The sequence below is a fragment of the Streptomyces sp. NPDC054783 genome, from assembly GCF_053611725.1.
Genome location: NZ_JBSHAY010000020.1, coordinates 77,606 through 95,891, shown reverse-complemented (window position 1 = coordinate 95,891; position 18,286 = coordinate 77,606). Strand labels below are relative to the sequence as shown.

Genomic DNA, 18,286 nt, shown 5'->3' with positions numbered 1-18,286 from the left:
GGCGTGACCCATGACCGTATGGGACGACCTCGTCGGGCAGGAGAAGGTGAGCGCGGTGCTCGACGCCGCCGCGCGGGACGCCGACGCCCTCGTCACGGCCGCTGCGGCCGACGAGCCGCTGCCCGAGGCGTCGAAGATGACACACGCCTGGCTGTTCACGGGCCCGCCCGGAGCGGGCCGGAACCAGGCGGCCAGGGCCTTCGCCGCGGCCCTGCAGTGCGTCAGCCCCGACCGCGCCCTCGGCGGAGCCCCCGGCTGCGGCTTCTGCGACGGCTGCCACACCGCGCTGCTCGGCACCCACGCGGATGTCACCGCGGTCGCCGCGGTGGGCTCCGAGATCCTGGTGAGGGACATGCGGGACACGGTCCGCAAGTCGTTCACCGCCCCGGCGAACGGCCGCTGGCAGATCATCCTGGTCGAGGACGCCGAGCGGCTGAACGAGAAGTCGGCCAACGCCGTCCTCAAGGCGGTGGAGGAGCCCGCCCCCCGCACGGTCTGGCTGCTGTGCGCCCCCTCCATCGAGGACGTCCTGCCGACGATCCGCTCCCGCTGCCGCCACCTGAACCTGCGCACGCCGTCCGTGGACGCGGTCGCCGACATGCTCGTCCGGCGCGACGGCATCGAACCCGAGGTCGCGGCGGCAGCCGCCCGCGCCACCCAGGGGCACGTCGACCGCGCCCGGCGCCTGGCCACCGATTCGGCGGCCCGCGAGCGCCGCGCGGCCGTCCTCAAGCTGCCCCTGCGCCTCGACGAGGTCGGCGCCTGCCTCAGGGCCGCCCAGGAACTGGTCGACGCGGCCGCCGAGGACGCCAAGCAGCTCGCCGAGGAGATGGACGGCAAGGAGACCGAGGAGCTGAAGGCGGCGCTGGGCGCTGCCCAGGGCGGCCGGCTGCCGCGCGGCACGGCGGGCGTGATGAAGGACCTCGAGGACATGCAGAAGCGCCGCAGAACCCGCACGCAGCGCGACAGCCTGGACATCGCCCTCGGTGACCTCACCGCCTTCTACCGCGACGTCCTCGCCCTCCAGCTCGGGTCCCGCGTGGCGATCGCCAACGGCGACGCCGAGGACGCCCTGGAGCGGCTGGCGCGCGGCAGCGCCGCGGAGTCCACACTGCGCCGCATCGAGGCGATCGCCGCCTGCCGCGAGGCCCTCGACCGCAATGTGGCCCCGCTGCTGGCGGTGGAGGCGATGACGATGGCGCTGCGGGCGGGCTGAGCAGCGCGGGCGGACCGAAGACCGAAGCGGGAGGCCGACCGACGATGTCACAGGTAAGAAGCCGCCGCCGTTGTCCCTCGTACGAGGCCACAATGCGCACGCATCGCGTCCGGGGTGTCGCACAGCGTTACGCTCGCCTGATGCACACCAGGCCCTCCCTCCGCCGGACCCGGGGCGCCCGCACCCGGACGACGGCCCGCCTCACGGCCGCCCTGTTCACGGCCGCCACCCTGCTCGTGTCCGCCTGCTCCTCCGGGAGCTCCACCACGTCGGCGGGCGGTGGGGCGGACGCAGTGCTGGCCGCGCTGCCGCGTGCGACGCCGTCGACGCTGTCGGCGTACTACTCCCAGCGGTTGCACTGGCGCGGCTGCGGTGTCTCCGGTTTCCAGTGCGCGACGATGAAGGCCCCGCTGGACTACGCCGACCCCGGTGCGGGCGACGTCCGGCTGGCCGTGGCCCGCAAGCTCGCCACCGGCAAGGGCAAGCCGCTCGGTTCGCTGCTGGTCAACCCGGGCGGCCCAGGCGGCTCGGCGGTGAGCTACCTCCAGAGCTACGCGGGCATCGGCTACCCGGCCGACGTCCGTGCCCGCTACGACATGGTCGCGGTGGACCCGCGGGGCGTGGCCGGCAGCGAGCCCGTGGAGTGCCTCGACGGCCGCCAGATGGACACGTACGCGCAGACGGACCTGACCCCCGACGACCAGCAGGAGCGGAACGCGCTGGTCACAGCGGACAGGAAGTTCGCGGAGAGCTGCGGGACGCACTCGGCGCGGCTGCTGCGGCACGTGTCCACCGTCGAGGCGGCGCGCGACATGGACATCCTGCGGGCGGCGCTGGGTGATCCGAAACTGAACTACGTGGGGGCGTCGTACGGCACGTTCCTCGGGGCGACGTACGCGGGCCTGTTCCCGGACCGGGTCGGCCGGATGGTCCTGGACGGCGCGATGGACCCGTCCCTGGACGCCCGGCAGATGAACCTGGACCAGACGGCCGGCTTCGAGACGGCCTTCCAGGCGTTCGCGAAGGACTGCGTACGGCACTCCGACTGCCCGCTCGGCAGCAGGAGCACGACGCCGGCGCAGGTCGGCGACCACCTCAGGGCGTTCTTCCGGAAGCTGGACGCGCATCCCGTCCCGGCGGGCGACGCGGACGGCCGCAAGCTCGGCGAGGCGCTGGCCACGACCGGGGTGATCGCGGCGATGTACGACCAGGGCACGTGGGAGCAGCTGCGCGAGGCACTGACCTCGGCGATGAGGCAGAACGACGGCGCCGGCCTGCTCGCGCTCTCCGACAGCTACTACGAGCGGGACACCAGCGGTCACTACAGCAACCTGATGATGGCCAACGCGGCCGTGAACTGCCTGGACCTGCCGTCGGCCTTCACCGGCCCCGAGCAGGTCGAGAAGGCGCTGCCCACCTTCGAGAAGGCATCCCCGGTCTTCGGTGACGGCCTGGCCTGGGCCTCGCTGAACTGCGCGTACTGGCCGGTGAAGGCCACGGGCGAGCCGCATCGCATCGAGGCGAAGGGCGCGGCGCCGATCGTGGTGGTCGGCACCACCCGCGACCCCGCGACCCCCTACCACTGGGCCCAGTCCCTGGCCCGCCAGCTCTCCTCGGGCCGCCTCCTGACATACGCCGGCGACGGCCACACCGCCTACGGCCGCGGCAGCACCTGCATCGACACGGCGATCAACACCTACCTGCTCGGTGGCCCCCCGCCGATCGCGGGAAAGCGCTGCTCATAGGCCCTGTGCCCCGCCCCGGAGCCTCGCCTCCGGGGCGTGGTCGGAGCACCCCCGGAAACTGTGTAGACTTACCGACGTTGCCGATCGCACCATAGTGCGGACGGCGCGCCGCCTTAGCTCAGATGGCCAGAGCAACGCACTCGTAATGCGTAGGTCTCGGGTTCGAATCCCGAAGGCGGCTCCACCGGGACCCCAGGTCAGATATCAGCTGGCCTGGGGTTTCCTCTGTTCTGGCCCCGATCGTCCAACGCCCGGACAAAACCACAGCAAAGGGGCCGCAAAGTGAATCGGGGTCGGGTGAACCCGCAGACCTGAGGCAACATCTTGGTGAACGGTGGGCACCCAGCGGTCAGGGCGCGGTGCCGCCGTCGGCCGGATGGGGTGAGAGACGTGGTGGAGCCGAGGATCGCCGTCGCCGTGGTGACCATGGGCAACCGGCCCGCCGAGGTCGACGCCCTGCTGGAGTCCGTGGCCAAGCAGGACCTCGCCCCCGCCCGCATCGTGATCGTCGGAAACGGCTGCCGGCTGCCCGAGTTCGCCCGCCGGCTCTCCCTGCCCGGCGAGGTCGCCACCATCGACGTGGAGGAGAACCTCGGCTGCCCGGGCGGCCGCAACGTCGCCCTCGCCCGCCTGCGGGAGTTCGGCGACGTCGACGTCGTCGTGGAACTGGACGACGACGGCCTGCTCGTCGACGCCGATGTGCTGCGCCGCGTACGGGACCTGTACGCCGCCGACCCGCGTCTTGGCATCGTCGGCTTCCGCATCGCCGACGAGCACGGCGAGACCCAGCAGCGGCACGTGCCGCGCGTGGGCAAGTCCGATCCGATGCGCGGGGGCCATGTCACCGGGTTCCTCGGCGGCGGGCACGCCCTGCGCATGGCGATGCTGGCCGAGACGGGGGACTGGCCCGCCGAGTTCTTCTTCGCGCACGAGGAGACCGACCTCGCCTGGCGCGCCGCCGACGCCGGCTGGCAGATCCTCTACGCCCCCGAGCTGCTGCTCCAGCACCCCAAGACGTCACCGGCCCGGCACGCCATCTACTACCGCGTCAACGCCCGCAACCGCGTCTGGCTCGTCCGGCGCAGGCTGCCGTTGCCGCTCATCCCCGTCCACCTCGGGGTGTGGACGCTGCTCACCCTCGCCCGCACGCGCTCCCTGGCGGGGCTGAAGGCGTGGTTCGGCGGGTTCGTGGAGGGACTACGGAAACCGGCCGGCGAGCGCCGGCCCATGCACTGGCGCACGGTGTGGCGACTCACCCGGCTGGGACGCCCGCCGGTGATCTGAGCGGGGGCTGGCGGTGGGGTGAGGTGCGGGGCGCCTGGCGGTGGGCCAGGTGTCTGGCGGCTTGCGGTGGGTCGAGGTGCGGTGACCTTGTCGGGGGCTGGGCCCGGGGCTTTCGGCAGGGGCCTGGGGCGCGGGGCCTTCGTGGGTGGGGTGAGGTGCGGGGCGCCTGGCGGTGGGCCGAGGTGCGGCGGGCTGGTCCGGGGGGTCTCCGGCAGGGGCCCAGGGTCGGGGCTTTCGTCGGTGGGCTGGGTTCGGATCTCCGGCAGGGGCCTGGGACAGGAGCCACCGTCGGTGGGCTGGGATCGGGTTCTTCCGCAGGGAACTCAGGCTGGCGGCCTTTGTCCGTGGCTGAGGCCCGGACTTCGGCGAGGAGCTGAGGTTCGGTGCCTTCGTCGGCCGGCCGGTGCGGGGCCTTGTCGGCGGCCTGGGTTCGTCGTCTCCGTAGTGATGCCGATGGGGATCCGGGGCGCGGGTCTCTGCCGATCGCTCGGCCGACGGGGACGAGGAATGGGACGGGGCCCCGGGCGTTCACCTCCGCCGACCGGGGCCCCTTGCGTCCCCGGACCCGGCCTACGGCGACACTCCCCCGAGTTACGCGACATACGCGCGCGCCGTCGGGCCAGATCCGATGGAAATGATCACATCAGGATCCACCAACGGATCGCTAACATGTGGCCAACGGTTCGTCGGCAGACGGCGGATCCGCTGGCTGGAATTCACCGACGGTATCCGAAACAGGCCGTCGGACAGGCTGATCCGGGGCAGGTCCGGTCGGCAGGAGGTGGCGGGAAACCGTTGTGGACAGAGCGGAATTCCGCCAGGGAACGGCGGGCGCACGCTCGTCGCGGAGCACGGTCGACCCCGACCGCGCAGGAAGACAGTGGAGCGGCGTGATGCGGCGGTGCGAGCTGCGGTTCGGACTGTTGGGACCGCCGGTCCTGTACGACCGACAGCCGTTCGGGATCCCGTACGACACCCCCGGTGTCCTTCCGGGCAACTCTCCCCACGACGGCACCGATACCGACAACGACGTCCGCGCCATCGGCAGCCCCAAGGTGCGCGCGCTGCTGGCCGCGTTGCTGCTGGAGCCGGGCCGGGTCGTGTCGGTGGAGTCGCTCAAGGACGCCCTGTGGGGCGGGGCGCCGCCCGTCTCCGCGCAGGCGTCCCTGCACAACCATGTCACCCGGCTGCGCCGGCTCCTGGACGACCCCGACCGGCTCAGGGCCGTACCGCCGGGTTATGTGCTGCGCGTGGATCAGGGCGAGTTGGACGTGCACGTCTTCGACGCCCGGGTCGCCGAGGCGCGTGCCGCGCATGCCCGGCGGGACTGGCCGGGTGTCGTACGGGCCTGTACGGCCGCGCTCGCGCTCTGGCGTGGCACCCCGCTCAGCGGGCTCCCCGCCGATCTCGGCGGTTATGCCCTGGTGCAGCGCCTGGAGGAGGCGCGGCTGCTCCTGCTGGAGTGGTGCTACGACGCCGAACTCGCCCTGGGTGGCGCACGGGTGGCCGGAATCGTCCCGGAGCTCGCGGCGCTGGTCGCCGAGTATCCGCTGCGCGAGGCGTACCACCGTCAGCTCATGCTCGCCCTGTTCCGCACCGGCCGTCAGGCCGAGGCCCTCGCCGTCCACCGTGATCTGCGCGCCCGCCTCATCGAGGAACTCGGCATCGAACCCGGCCCATCGGTCCGCGAGGCCCATGTCGAGGTGCTGCGGGGGACTGACGAGGAACGGCAGGCGGCCGCGGGGGAGCGTGACGGCCGCGGATGGGGCGCGAGGAGCGACCGCCGGCAACAGCCCTCGGGCGCCGGTAGCCTGGCGAGCGCCGCCGAGGAGCAAGCCGAAACGCCGGCCGTGCACGAGGGCGGTGTCGCACCGAAGGCGCGGCGGACCCCGCGCCCCGCCCAACTCCCGCCGCCGCCGGCCCATTTCACCGGCCGCGTCGATGTCCGCCGTGAGCTGCGGCGCGGGCTCACCGAGCCGCCCGCCCCGGCACCGGCCATCGCCGTGATCAGCGGCATGGCGGGCGTCGGCAAGAGCGCGCTCGCCCTGGCTGTGGCGCATGAGCTGCGGGAACGTTTCACCGATGGGCAGCTGTACGTCAACCTGCACGGCGCCACCCCCGGCATGACCCCGCTCAGCTCCACCCAGGCGCTGGCCGCGCTGCTCCGGGACCTGGGCGCCGAGCCCCGCAGCATCCCCGAACACCCGGACGCGGCGGCCGCGTTGCTCCGCTCGCTGCTCGCCTCCGCCCACGTCCTGCTGGTGCTGGACGACGCGGCGAACGCGGCCCAGGTACGACCCCTGCTGCCGGCCGGGCCCGGCTGCGCCGTGATCGTCACCAGCCGCTCGCCGCTGACCGCCCTCGACGGCGCCCGCCGCTTCCCGCTCGCCCCGCTGACCGGCGAGGACAGCGCGGCACTGCTGCGCGCGGTGAGCGGCCGCGAGGGGCTGGACGCCGATCACCCGCTGGTCGAGCTGACCGGCCGGCTTCCGCTGGCGCTGCGCGTCGTGGCCGCCCGGCTAGCCGCCCGTCGCGCCCTCCCCCCGGATGTGCTGGCGGGCCAACTCGCGGAGACCGGTGGCCGCTTGCGCCATCTTGAGTACGACGACCTGAGCGTCCGGCGTTCCCTGGCCGTCGCCCACGACGCGCTCGCCGCAGCCGAGCGCGAGGCGGACCGGGACGCGGCTCTCGCGCTGCGCCGCATCGGCGCGCTGGACCTGCCGACCTACGGCGCCCCGCTGATCGCCCGCCTCACCGGCACCGACGCGCGGCGCGCCGAGGCAGCCCTGGACCGCCTGGTCGACGTCGCCCTCCTGGAGGAGACCGCCTACGGTCGCTACGCCCCGCACGACCTGGTCCGCGACTTCGCCCGCGAACTGGCGGACACAGGGAAGGACGCCGGCGCGGGCGCGCCGAGCGACCTGCGGGACACGGACACCGACGCCGAGCAGAGCCCGGGACCGCAGGGGAAGTCCGATCGCCGGAGTGGTCTCGCCGCCGCGCCGGTCCCCGACCTGGTCGCCCTCCGCTGGTACGCCGCCGTCGCCGAACGGCTGCTGGAGACGATCGTGGAGCCCGGGATCGACCAGGAGGACCGGCGTCGGCCCACCTCCGCGCAGCCGCCGGAGCACGCGGCCGACGTGGCAGCGCTGGCGTCCTTCGAGTCCACCGAGCAGGCCTTCGGCTGGGGCGAGGTGGAGCTGGAGAACGTCGTCGCGCTGGTGTCACGCAACGCGGACACGTCCGACCCGCGCCGGGCCACGTACCTCTCGACGCTCGCACGGCTGCTCTTCCCCTACGTCCAGCGCGGCGGCCGGGTCGCCGAGATGGAGGTGCTGGGGCGGGCCGCGCTCGGGGCGGCCCGGCGGCTCGGGGACCCGGCGGCCGAGGCGTACGCCCTCGGCGACCTGGCGGCCCTGCACTTCCTGACCGGCCGCCAGAAGGACGCGCTCGCCCTCACCGACCAGTGCCTGGAGATCTGGCGGCGGCTCGGTGTCGTCTCCAGGATCCGGCGCTCCCTGAACAACCGGGGGCTGCTGCTGGAGGGGCTCGGGCGGTTCGCGGAGTCCGGGGAGGCGCTGCGGCAGAGCCTCGCGTACTCGCGCCGGCTGAACGACCCCTACGGAGAGGCCGTCACCCACAGCCATCTCGGCAACCTCTACGAGCACACCGACCCTCGTGCCGCGATCGAGCAGCACCGGCGCTCGCTGGCTATCGGGGACGCGATCGGCGCGGTCATCGTGCAGCACTCGGCACACTGCAACATCGGCTACGCCCATCTCACCCTGGGCGAACCTGCCGCCGCGGCGGAGCACTTCGAGGAGAGCCTGCGCATCCTCGGCGGCCACGGCGACTGGCACGGCGAGTCCCAGACCCGGCTCGGCCTGGTCCGCGCGCTGCGGCAGCTGGGGGACACCGAACGGGCGGGCCGCGAGTGCGCCGAGCTGCTGCACCGGGCCGACGCCCGCGCCGACCGCTACATGGGCGGCCTCGCCCGGCACCAGCACGGGCTGCTGCTGAGCGCACGCGGCCGGCGGGCGGAGGCGTACGACGCCTGGCACGCTGCGCTCGCGGCACTGGACGCCACCGACGAGCAGGCGGTTGTGGCGGAACTGCGGGAGCTTCTGGCGGAGTGAGCGAGGCTGGGCGAGGACACGCGCCGCGAAGGGGCGCGGGGAACTGCGCGACCAGCCCCGACGCACCCGCACACACCGGCCGTGAGCTCCCCCCCGCCCTCTTGGACGGACACCTCCGGCCGACCCGCACTCGCGTGCAGCCCGCGAGGAGCGACCGAAGTGCGCCCGCGCGGCGCTCACTTGGCGTCGGCATAGCACTCCACCACCGCTGTCGTGAACGGGAACCGCACCGGTGTCTCGCCGAAGGTCAGCCGGCCGGCGAGGTCGGCGGAGGCGCGGATGGCCTGGACGACCGTGTCGGCCTCCTCGGCGGGGCAGTGCACGATCACCTCGTCGTGCTGGAAGAACACCAGCTCCGCCTTGAGGTCCGCGCAGGCCCGGCGGAGCCCGGCGAGCATCAGCAGGGCCCAGTCGGCGGCGCTGCCCTGGACGACGAAGTTCCGCGCGAAGCGGCCCCGCGCCCGGGAGTTGCTGGAGGCGTAGCCGGGGACCCAGGCGGTCTGGCCGTCGGCCTGCGTCTCGGTGTCGTCGTCGGCGATGGGGATGCCCGCCTCCCCTGCCGCGTCCTCGCCGGCACCGGCGGCCGGCGGGCAGGTCCGGCCCAGCCAGGTGCGCACGAGCCGGCCCTCCTCGCCCGCGCGGGCCGCCTCGTCGACGTAGGCGACGGCCTTCGGGAAGCGGCGGCGCAGCGCGGCCAGGTTCTTCAGACCGTCGCCCGAGGTCTGGCCGTAGACCGCGCCCAGGACGGCGATCTTGGCCTGGTCGCGGTCGCCGGAGAAGGCGCGGTCGGACACGGACTGGTAGAGGTCGCTCTCGCGGCCGGCGACCTCCATCAGGCCGGGGTCGCGGGAGATGGCGGCGAGCACGCGCGGCTCCATCTGGTCGGCGTCGGCCACCACCAGCCGCCAGCCGGGGTCGGCGACCACGGCCCGGCGGATCACCTTGGGGATCTGCAGCCCGCCTCCGCCGTTGGTCACCCAGCGTCCGGTGACCGTGCCGCCGGCGAGGAACTCGGGGCGGAAACGGCCTTCGCGCACCCAGTCCTGCAGCCAGGACCAGCCGTGTGCCACCCAGATGCGGTACAGCTTCTTGTACTCCAGCAGGGGTCCGACGGCCGGGTGGTCGACGGACTGGATCTCCCATCGGCGGGTGGACTTCACCTTGATCCCGGCCTGGGCGAAGGCCTTGATCACGTCGGCGGGCAGGTCGGGTCGGACGCGGCGGCCGAAGGCGGCGGAGACCTCGTCGGCCAGCTCGGCGAGGCGGCGCGGCTCACCGCCGCCCGCGTACCGCTCGCCCAGCAGGTCGTGCAGCAGGCGGCGGTGGACCTCGGCGCTCCACGGCAGGCCCGAGTGGTTCATCTCGGCGGCGACCAGCATGCCGGCCGACTCGGCCGCGGTGAGCAGCCGCATCCGGTCGGGGTGGGCGGTCCGCTCGTGCCGCCGCAGCTGCTCGGCGTAGACCGCGAGGAGGTCGGTCAGGGGCAGGCGGGTGCCGGTGGGCTCGAACAGCGGGGACTGGGCGCCCGGTTCGGCGGAGCGCTGGGGCGGGTCCGACGGTACGGGGCCGCCACGGAGGCGGGCCAGGGCGGCGGCGGCCGAGCGCGGCTCGCCGTACCGGCCCTCGTGGCCCAGCAGGAGGGTCTCGGCGTCCTCGATGTCGTAGCACCGCTCCACTCGCACCCCCGTGGCGAGCAGACGCGGGTAGACCTCGGGGGTGGACCGCCACACCCAGCGCGTCACCTCCGGGCGGCTCCGCACCGCCCCGGCGAGATCGCTCTCCCGCCGCACCGGCCCGGTGGGCAGGCCGTCCGGGCCGAGGGGGGCGACGTCCACGCCGCCGTCCTCGGCCGGTGCGAGCGCCCACCGGTCGGTCATGACTGCGAGTGTGTCAGCCGGGTCTGACAATCGCTCTGACCTGCGATTTCAGTCCTGAGAGGCGGTCGGGTCGTCTGTCCCGGCGGCCGCCGCCTTCGTCTGCTCCAGCAGCAGCGACAGCACCTTGGCGAGGTGCTCCTCGGTCGCGGCCTTGGTGATGCCGAGGTCGCTCAGGACGCCCTGGCCGTTCTCCTGCTCCAGGAGCGCCAGCAGGATGTGCTCGGTGCCGATGTAGTTGTGGCCGAGCCGGAGGGCCTCGCGGAAGGTGAGTTCCAGAGCCTTCTTGGCGTCGGGGCCGTAGGGGACGAGGTCGGGAACGTCGTCCGCGGCGGGCGGGAGCGCGGCGGTCGCGGCCTGCCGTACGGCGTCCAGCAGAACGCCCTGCGCGGTGATCGCCTTCGCGGCGATGCCTTCGGGCTCGGCCAGCAGTCCGAGGACCAGGTGCTCGGGGCGGCCCTCGGGGTTGCGGGCGGCCACCGCCTCGTTGTGCGCGGCGATGACCACGTTCCGCGCTCGTGGGGTGTAGCGGCTGAAGTCGCCGGCGTCGAGTTCGGCGGACTCCTTCGGCACGAACCGCTTCTGCGCCGCCTGCCGGGTGACGCCCATGCTCCGGCCGATCTCGGTCCAGGACGCGCCCGAGCGCCGGGCCTGGTCGACGAAGTGACCGATCAGATGGTCCGCCACGTCACCGAGGTGGTCGGCGGCGATCACCGCGTCCTGGAGCTGTTCGAGGGGCTCGTTGTGGGCCTTCTTGATGGCCTCGATGAGGTCGTCGAGGCGTACGGATGCCGTGATGTTCGGGTTGGTCGCCATGTGTCAACCGTAGGTTGCGCCCCGCGAGGTGTCAACTGACGGTTGACAGTGTTTCGGCGTGACCTCCCGTCACTTCGGTGCGGTCGCCAGGCGCACCGCGAGCCCGGCGAACACCGTCCCGCTGAAGCAGTCCAGGCCCCGGGCGACCCGACGGCTGCGCCGCAGCAGCGAGGCGAACTTCCCGGAGAGCAGGCCGACCGAGCCGTCCACGATCACGCCCATCAGGGTGATCGTGCAGCCCAGGACGAGGAACTGCTCGCGCACGTGCCCCAGGGCGGGGTTCACGAACTGCGGCAGGAAGGAGACGTTGAAGAGGATCACCTTCGGATTGAGGAGGTTGGTGACGGTGCCTCGCCAGAACGCCCGTCGGCGCCCGTTCCCCCGTGCCGTCTCCGCCTCGACCGGGCCATCGGCGCCCCGGAACGCCCTGACCGCGAGGAACAGCAGGTAGGCCGCGCCCGCCCAGTGCAGCGCCTCGTAGAGCGTCGGCAGGGTCAGGAACAGCGCCGACAGGCCGAGCGCCGCGGCGACCGTGTGCACGAGCATGGCGCAGGCGACGCCGACGGCGGCCGCCATCCCCGTCAGGGGGCCGCCCCGGCCGCCCACCGCCACGATGAACATCATGTCGGGTCCCGGAGTGACGCAGAGCGCGAAAGCGGCGATCAGGAACGCCGCATAGAGAGACGTGTCCACCATGCCGCCATGCTTCGCGCTCTCCCGCGCGCGCGTGGCGGAATTCCAGGGACTGAGATGAACCGCCGGCCAACTGGTCCACGGGCTGGCGGTGGTGAGGTCCGGTGGCAACTACCTTGGTCTCGACCGCTGCCACCCATGCCCCCGGCGCCTGGTCATCCACAGCCTGTGGACAAAGCTCGGCCCGCTGTCGGCGGGCCGTGGCACGATCGACGGTGTGACCAGCACTGCCAGCACGGTCGAGAGGGCCTTCGAGGCCGCCCTCTACGACGACACCGACTCCGGCCTCGACACCGGCGCCTCCCTGCTCGCCGCCGACACTGCCGCGGATGCCGAACTCGCCCGGCGGGGCGAGGAGTTCGTGGCGACGGCCTGGCGGCGCGGCTGGCAGCCCGCCGATGTCGTACGTCTGGTGCGGCGTGAGCTGGAGGACGTGCACGTGGGCCTGGCCGCCGCGCTGATCCGTGCGCAGGCCGGGCGGGACCGCCCGCGCGGGCGCCGCTGGGCCGCGCAACTGGCGGCGCTGCCCGAGGGGCCGGCCCGCGAGGCCGACCGCTTCTCGCAGGCCACGACCACGCTGGAGCTGTACCGCGTGCTGCTGCGCCTGCCCGCCCTGGAACCCCTGGAGGAGGAGCCCCGGCGTGCCCCCGGCCCGGCCGCCTCCCGCATGCTGGCCCGGATCCGCGCGCTGCTCGCCAAGGCCGAGGCGACCGGGTATCCGGAGGAGGCGGAGGCGCTCAGCGCCAAGGCGCAGGAACTGATGGCGCGGCACAGCGTCGACGAGGCGCTGCTCGCAGCCGAGGCGCCCGCGCCGGACGCGCCCGGCGCCTGCCGGATCGGGGTCGAGCCGCCGTACGAACAGGCCAAGGCGGTCCTGCTCGACGCCGTGGCCGGCGCGAACAACTGCCGCGCGGTGTGGAACGAACCGCTCGGCTTCTCCACGGTCGTCGGCTTCGAGGCGGACCTGGAGGCGGTCGAACTGCTCTACACCTCACTGCTGGTGCAGGCCACGCACGCGATGACCAGGGCGGAGGCCGCGCAGAGAGCCGGCGGGCGGAAGCGGACCAAGACCTTCCGGCAGTCCTTCCTGGCCGCCTACGCCCACCGGGTCGGCGACAGGCTCGCGGCCGCCGCCGAGACCCAGGTCAGCCAGGACCTGCTGCCCGTCCTCGCCACCAGGGAGATAGCCGTCACCGACCGGCTGGAGCGCATGTTCCCCGAGACCACCACCACCCGGCTCCGCGGGGTGAGCGACGCGGCCGGGTGGACGGAGGGCGCACGAGCAGCGGACCAGGCCCAGGTCAGAGCCCGCCCCGGGCTGGAGTGAGCTCGCCAGGCCGAGCCGGCTCGCCGGAAGTCGGGATCAGCGCGCCCGGCCGAGTCGGAGCCGGCCCACCCGAGGCCGACGCCGGCCCGTCCCCTGCCGGACTCGCTCAGTCGCCGACCTGCTCGAAGGCGGTCACGGAGGCGTTCGGGCCGGTGCCGCCGGGCTGGGTGGCGACGGGGCCGTACGACCAGGGGAAGCTCCGGGAGGCGGTGGTGCCGGGCAGGGTGATCTTCACGGTCTTGGCGTCCAATGCGGCCTTGTCGCCCGCCTTGCCGCGCACGTAGGCGATCGTGAAGGAGGCCGAGTCGCCCTTGGCGAGCTTCAGCTTCTGCGCCTTGGCGCCCTTGAGGGCCGGCACCTTGGCCTCGGTGTTGCCCGCGCCCAGGACGACGCCCGGAAAGTGGTCCAGGGTGCAGGGCTTGCTCTGGTTGGTGATGCTGACCGGAATCTCGCCCGTGTCCCCGGCCTTGGGCGCGACGCTCGCGGACCCGGTCTGCACGGAGACCCCGCCGATCTCGCAGGCCGAGCCGTTCTTGCCGGCGCTCTTGCTCCCGCCGCCGTCGCAGGCGGTGAGCAGCAGGGCGGCCGTGAGGGCCGTGACGGTGAGCGGAATGGCGCGCATGAGCAGGTCCCATCGAGGTCGTGACGGTGCCCCTGCATCATGGCGCCTGCGTCCGCGCCCGGTTCGCCCGCCCCCAGCGGAATCACCGCTTCAGGTGGCACTTCCCACCGGACCCGTACCTCCCGCACCTGTCACCCAGGACCCGCGCCTGTCACTCCGGCCCGCAACCGTCATCGCGTCAGCACACCGCGTCAACGCACCGCGTCAACGCCCGGCTTCGCCGACCTGTCCCACCACGCCGCTCCAATTGCACAGCCGTAGAGCCGCACAACGTCAACTCACTGCTTCAGCTTGGTCGGCAGGGCCGAGGGCAGTGTGCCGCCCTCCGCCTTGGTGTACGTCTCCTTGCCGGTCTTGCCCGACCAGCTCACCGTCATGCCCTTGGCGTCCACCGAGTCGACCATGCCGGTGGCTCGGTCCTTGTTGCCGTCGGGGCAGGTCAGATGGATCATCTGCATCCCGGACTCCTCGCCCGCGGCGCCCTGGCACCAGGCCTTCCGTCCGGTCACGAAGAGCCCGGCCTTCTTGCCGGTGATCACCAGGGCCACGATCTTGCCGCCGCTCGTGGTGATCCAGCTGCCCTGGAGCTTGCCGGAGGCCCCGGCCACCGCTCCGGCGGCCGATGAGGAGGCCGAGGCGGAGGCCGACGCGGTCGCGCTCGGCTTCGTCGTGGCGGCGGTCTTGTCGCCCCCGCTCCCGCCCCCGCTGCACGCGGTCAGCGCCGCGAGCGCGCCCGCCAGGCCGGCTGCCACGACCGCGGTCCGCACCCTGGCAGTCATCGCAGTCGCAGCACCAGTCGCACCAGTCGCAGTAGTCACCGGAAAGCTCCCAAGCTGTAGCGGCGGGCCGTCCTCGGCCGGACGGCCCGCAGCAAGCTACCAGCAGTGACCGACCGGATTTCCGGACGCCGCACAGGAATCCGTTGTGAAGCTGACCATCACGCATAGGTAGGGGATTTCCTACACTTGACTGGTAGGGAATCACCTACCTATTGTCGTACCCATGAACATCACTCACGCCTCCTTCGTCACCCTCCCCGTCACCGACCAGGACCGCGCCCTGCGCTTCTACCGGGACGTTCTCGGCTTCGAGGTCACCGCCGATCTGCAGATGCAGCCCGGGCGCTGGCTCCAGGTCGCGCCGAAGGGTGCGCAGACGGTCTTCACGCTCTCCGGGCCCGGCATGGGTGGTTTCGAGCCCGGTTCGGCACGGGGGATCATGTTGGTGACGACCGATGTCGACGCCGACTGCGCGCGCCTCGCCGAGGCGGGCACCGAGGTGCGGGGCCCGGAGGAGTACCCGTGGGGGCGCATGGCCTCCTTCACGGACCCCGACGGCAACGGTCTGATGCTGCTGACGGAGAAGGAAGGCTTCTGAGCGCACCATGAGCACTGGGACCGGGACGGGCACCGCCGCCGAGGACCGCGTCTTCGCCGCGCTCGCCAACGCCACCCGCCGCGAGGTGCTGCGGCTGCTGCGCGAGCGCGGACCGCAGCCCGTCCAGGCCCTCGCCGACCACTTCGACATGCGCCGCCCGAGCCTCTCGGAACACCTCAAGGTGCTCCGGGAGGCCGGCCTCGTCTCCGAACAGCGCTCCGGACGGCAGCGCATCTACCGCCTCGAGGCGGCTCCCCTCGCCGAGGTGCAGGACTGGCTCCACCCGTACGAGCGGTTCTGGCGCGACCGGCTGAAGGGCCTCGGTGACCTGCTCGACCGCTTGCCCGACGATGACCAGCCATGAGTACCGAACCCGGCAATGACCAGGACGCGGACGACCTGACCACCATCCGCGTCGACCAGTTCTTCCCGCACCCGCCCGCCAAGGTCTGGCGCGCCCTGACCGACCCCGGCCTGCTCGCCCGGTGGCAGATGCCCGGCGCCGAGGGCTTCCGCCTGGAGGTCGGTCACCGGTACCGGATGACCTCCGTCCCGCGTCCCAACGCCCGCTTCTCCGGGGTCGTGGAGGTGCGGGTGCTGGCCTACGACGTCGAGCGGATGCTGTCCGTCCGCTGGGCCGACGCCGATCCGGCCAACCCCGCGGACTGGACCATCACCTGGACCCTGGAACAGGAAGGGCGCGGTACGCGTCTTTTCCTGGTGCACGAAGGTTTCGATCCGGACGATCCGGCTCAGCTGATGGCACGCAAGATCATGGACGGGGGTTGGCGGGGGCATGTCCTGCCTGCTCTGGGGCAGGCGCTGCAACAGCTTGGCTGACGCAGCGGTCTCCCGGGTGGGTAAAGCGAACGTCAAAGCTGTAATCGTGGGAACACCCCCCGTGCACGTGCATTTGCTCATGCATCTGCATGTGAACAGGGTTATGATCCGGGTCAGTTGACCACAGCATCTATGGCCACACAGCCAGTGCACCACCGGGGAGCGACCTGTGGACCGCGACGTTGACGGCGTGTACGGGGGGTACGACGTGTACAACGGCATGGCTGCCGCGCAGTTGGACGGAGTGGCCTGGCAGAAGAGCAGGCACAGTAACTCACAGGGTTCCTGCGTGGAGTTCGCGCGGCTGCCCGGCGGCGACGTCGCCGTACGCAACTCGCGTTTCCCGGACGGCCCCGCGCTCGTCTACACGCGCGCGGAGATCGAGGCCCTGCTCCTCGGCGTCAAGGACGGCGAGTTCGACCACCTGATAGTGAGCTGAGAGCGCGAAGGACGGCGGGCGGCGCCCCGGGTGGGCCTGTGGCAACGATGTCGGACCGGACCGTGGACACGGCGCGACGCGCGTAGAAACCGCGCGTCGTCGGTGCCGTACCGCGTCAGCCGGCCGACTGGAGCCGGAACAGCGCCCAGACCACCTTGCCCTCGAGCGTGCCCGCGAGCGGGTGCCAGCCCCAGCTGTCGGCGAAGGAGTCGACCAGGAACAGCCCGCGCCCGGACTCGGCGGAGAAGTCGTCCGAGTCGCGCGGCGTCGGGGACTCGTGGCTCGGGTCGCGCACCGCGCACACCAGCCGCTCGGTCCAGCGCATCAGGTGCAGCCGTACCGCGGGCTGGTGCTCGGCGCACCCTTGGTCGGACGGGTGGTGGTCCCCCCGCTCGAGCGCAGCCGGGAGTGGGCAGGCGTGGCGCAGGGCGTTGGTGACGAGTTCGGACACGACGAGACATATGTCGTCGAAGCGGTCGCCGACGTCCCACTTGTCGAGGGTGTCGCGGGTGAAGCGCCTCGCCTCGCGCACCGCCTCGTAACGGGTGGGCAGGGCGCAGGAGGCGGCATCGGACACGGCTGCGGGGTCCAGCGGCGGAAGGCCCTGCCGTAACGGCTTGAGCATGGTCGATCCATTCGTTCCCATGCGAGGCACTCCCGGGAATTCGCGGTCGTTGCGATGCAGCGGTGGCGCGGCACCATGGTTTCGGATGCGCAGAGCAGATGCAAGGGCAGATGCACGTGCACGCGACCGAAATGGCCCTTCCCGTACCGCTTCTTGGCCATTTTTTCCGCCATCTTCCAGCGGTTGTCGCCAGAGGTCCTGACCTCTTCCCGGTCACACGCAGGCGGAAACGGCCTGCCTCTTTCCGTTTCCGTAACCGGACGAGTACTGCTCGAAGTGTTTTAGTGGCAGACTGCGGGCCCTGGAGACGGTTGGGGAGGCTGGCGAACGTGAGCGCGGGAGAGCCCGGATCGGTGGTGCGGCGGATGCTGCTCGGCTCGCAACTCAGGCGACTGCGGGAAGCGCGCGGCATCACGCGCGAGGCGGCGGGGTACTCCATCCGCGCCTCCGAGTCGAAGATCAGCCGGATGGAGCTGGGCCGGGTGAGCTTCAAGACCAGAGACGTGGAAGACCTGCTGACGCTGTACGGCATCACGGACGACGCGGAGCGCGAATCGCTGCTCTCCCTCGCGCGCGAGGCCAACGTGGCCGGATGGTGGCACAGTTACACCGACGTCCTTCCCACCTGGTTCCCCACCTATGTGGGCCTGGAGGGCGCCGCGTCCCTCATCCGCGTCTACGAGGTGCAGTTCGTCCACGGCCTGCTCCAGACCGAGGACTACGCGCGCGCGGTGGTCCAGCGCGGCATGAAGGGCGCGAGCCCCGCCGACGTGGAGCGCCGGATCGCCCTGCGTCTGGAACGGCAGAAGCACCTGCTCGCGCACCGTGCCCCCGAGTTCCACATCGTCCTCGACGAGGCCGCCCTGCGCCGCCCCTATGGCAGCCGCGACGTGATGCGCGGTCAGCTCCAGCACCTGATCGAGATCTCCGAACGGCCCAACGTGCGGCTGCAGGTCATGCCGTTCGGCTTCGGCGGGCACTCCGGCGAGAGCGGCGCCTTCACCATCCTCAGCTTCCCCGACGCCGATCTGTCCGACGTCGTCTACATGGAGCAGCTGACCAGCGCCCTCTACCTCGACAAGCGCGAGGACGTCGCCCAGTACGAGCAGGCGCTGAAGGAACTGCAGCAGGACAGCCCGGGTCCCGACGAGAGCCGGGACGTGCTGCGGGGCCTGCTCCAGCTGTCCTGAGGTCCGGCTGGTCCTGGGATTCAGCTGTCCTGTGGACCACCTTCAACTCGCTTGAAACACAAGTACGATGACGTGCGATCAGACCGTGACCAGGATCTGGCT

Annotated in this window: 16 protein-coding genes and 1 tRNA gene; 11 read left to right on the top strand and 6 right to left on the bottom strand. The window is 72.3% G+C overall.

The window, feature by feature from the left end; translation table 11 throughout:
* Positions 1-10: 10 nt before the first annotated feature.
* From ACWGJ5_RS29825 to ACWGJ5_RS29805, 5 genes are all read left to right on the top strand, one after another.
* The gene (locus tag ACWGJ5_RS29825; RefSeq protein WP_453312739.1) at positions 11-1,216 is read left to right on the top strand and encodes a DNA polymerase III subunit delta'; all 1,206 of its coding nucleotides are present in this window, start codon (positions 11-13) and stop codon (positions 1,214-1,216) included.
* 140 nt (positions 1,217-1,356) lie between these two features.
* A complete protein-coding gene (locus ACWGJ5_RS29820; protein WP_453312738.1) occupies positions 1,357-2,961 on the top strand; it encodes an alpha/beta hydrolase in 1,605 nt (534 codons plus the stop codon).
* Between the two features lie 107 nt (positions 2,962-3,068).
* Positions 3,069-3,145 (top strand) — tRNA-Thr (locus tag ACWGJ5_RS29815).
* A gap of 206 nt (positions 3,146-3,351) precedes the next feature.
* Positions 3,352-4,245, top strand: coding sequence for a glycosyltransferase family 2 protein (locus tag ACWGJ5_RS29810; protein WP_453312737.1), 894 nt, complete (start codon positions 3,352-3,354; stop codon positions 4,243-4,245).
* Positions 4,246-5,138: 893 nt separating this feature from the next.
* Complete coding sequence (locus ACWGJ5_RS29805) at positions 5,139-8,381, top strand: BTAD domain-containing putative transcriptional regulator (protein ID WP_453312736.1); 3,243 nt, start codon at positions 5,139-5,141, stop codon at positions 8,379-8,381.
* A gap of 176 nt (positions 8,382-8,557) precedes the next feature.
* On the opposite strand, the gene ACWGJ5_RS29800 is transcribed toward ACWGJ5_RS29805, so the two are convergent.
* The 3 genes from ACWGJ5_RS29800 to ACWGJ5_RS29790 all read right to left on the bottom strand — a co-directional run bounded on the left by ACWGJ5_RS29800 (position 8,558) and on the right by ACWGJ5_RS29790 (position 11,767).
* A complete protein-coding gene (locus ACWGJ5_RS29800; RefSeq protein WP_453312735.1) occupies positions 8,558-10,258 on the bottom strand; it encodes a bifunctional 3'-5' exonuclease/DNA polymerase in 1,701 nt (566 codons plus the stop codon).
* A gap of 48 nt (positions 10,259-10,306) precedes the next feature.
* On the bottom strand, positions 10,307-11,071 hold the full coding sequence (locus tag ACWGJ5_RS29795; RefSeq protein WP_453312734.1) for a Clp protease N-terminal domain-containing protein: 765 nt from the start codon (positions 11,069-11,071) through the stop codon (positions 10,307-10,309).
* A 69-nt stretch (positions 11,072-11,140) separates the two neighbouring features.
* Positions 11,141-11,767: a LysE family translocator gene (locus tag ACWGJ5_RS29790; protein ID WP_453312733.1), complete on the bottom strand. Its 627-nt coding sequence runs from the start codon at positions 11,765-11,767 to the stop codon at positions 11,141-11,143.
* Between the two features lie 214 nt (positions 11,768-11,981).
* On the opposite strand from ACWGJ5_RS29790, the gene ACWGJ5_RS29785 reads away from it, so the two are divergent.
* Positions 11,982-13,091, top strand: a complete 1,110-nt coding sequence (locus tag ACWGJ5_RS29785) for a DUF2786 domain-containing protein (RefSeq protein WP_453312732.1) — start codon at positions 11,982-11,984, stop codon at positions 13,089-13,091.
* A gap of 106 nt (positions 13,092-13,197) precedes the next feature.
* Here the strand turns inward: ACWGJ5_RS29785 and ACWGJ5_RS29780 are convergent, their stop codons facing one another.
* Both ACWGJ5_RS29780 and ACWGJ5_RS29775 read right to left on the bottom strand, forming a co-directional pair.
* A complete protein-coding gene (locus ACWGJ5_RS29780) occupies positions 13,198-13,713 on the bottom strand; it encodes a DUF4232 domain-containing protein (protein WP_453312731.1) in 516 nt (171 codons plus the stop codon).
* 278 nt (positions 13,714-13,991) lie between these two features.
* On the bottom strand, positions 13,992-14,492 hold the full coding sequence (locus ACWGJ5_RS29775; protein ID WP_453312730.1) for a hypothetical protein: 501 nt from the start codon (positions 14,490-14,492) through the stop codon (positions 13,992-13,994).
* 223 nt (positions 14,493-14,715) lie between these two features.
* On the opposite strand from ACWGJ5_RS29775, the gene ACWGJ5_RS29770 reads away from it, so the two are divergent.
* From ACWGJ5_RS29770 to ACWGJ5_RS29755, 4 genes are all read left to right on the top strand, one after another.
* Positions 14,716-15,090 carry a VOC family protein gene (locus tag ACWGJ5_RS29770; RefSeq protein ID WP_453312729.1) on the top strand — a complete coding sequence of 125 codons (375 nt, stop codon included), beginning with the start codon at positions 14,716-14,718 and terminating at the stop codon, positions 15,088-15,090.
* 7 nt (positions 15,091-15,097) lie between these two features.
* A complete protein-coding gene (locus ACWGJ5_RS29765; protein WP_142218641.1) occupies positions 15,098-15,454 on the top strand; it encodes an ArsR/SmtB family transcription factor in 357 nt (118 codons plus the stop codon).
* Positions 15,451-15,930, top strand: a complete 480-nt coding sequence (locus ACWGJ5_RS29760) for an SRPBCC family protein (protein ID WP_453312728.1) — start codon at positions 15,451-15,453, stop codon at positions 15,928-15,930. The genes ACWGJ5_RS29765 and ACWGJ5_RS29760 overlap by 4 nt, the downstream gene beginning before the upstream one ends.
* Positions 15,931-16,099: 169 nt before the next feature.
* Positions 16,100-16,369, top strand: a complete 270-nt coding sequence (locus ACWGJ5_RS29755) for a DUF397 domain-containing protein (protein WP_228624203.1) — start codon at positions 16,100-16,102, stop codon at positions 16,367-16,369.
* Positions 16,370-16,484: 115 nt separating this feature from the next.
* Here ACWGJ5_RS29755 and ACWGJ5_RS29750 read toward each other — a convergent pair whose 3' ends face one another.
* The gene (locus ACWGJ5_RS29750; protein WP_453312727.1) at positions 16,485-17,015 is read right to left on the bottom strand and encodes an ATP-binding protein; all 531 of its coding nucleotides are present in this window, start codon (positions 17,013-17,015) and stop codon (positions 16,485-16,487) included.
* A gap of 344 nt (positions 17,016-17,359) precedes the next feature.
* Between ACWGJ5_RS29750 and ACWGJ5_RS29745 the strand changes: the two genes are divergently transcribed.
* Positions 17,360-18,184 (top strand): helix-turn-helix domain-containing protein, encoded by an 825-nt coding sequence (locus tag ACWGJ5_RS29745; protein ID WP_453312801.1) that lies wholly within the window; start codon positions 17,360-17,362, stop codon positions 18,182-18,184.
* Positions 18,185-18,286: the final 102 nt, after the last annotated feature.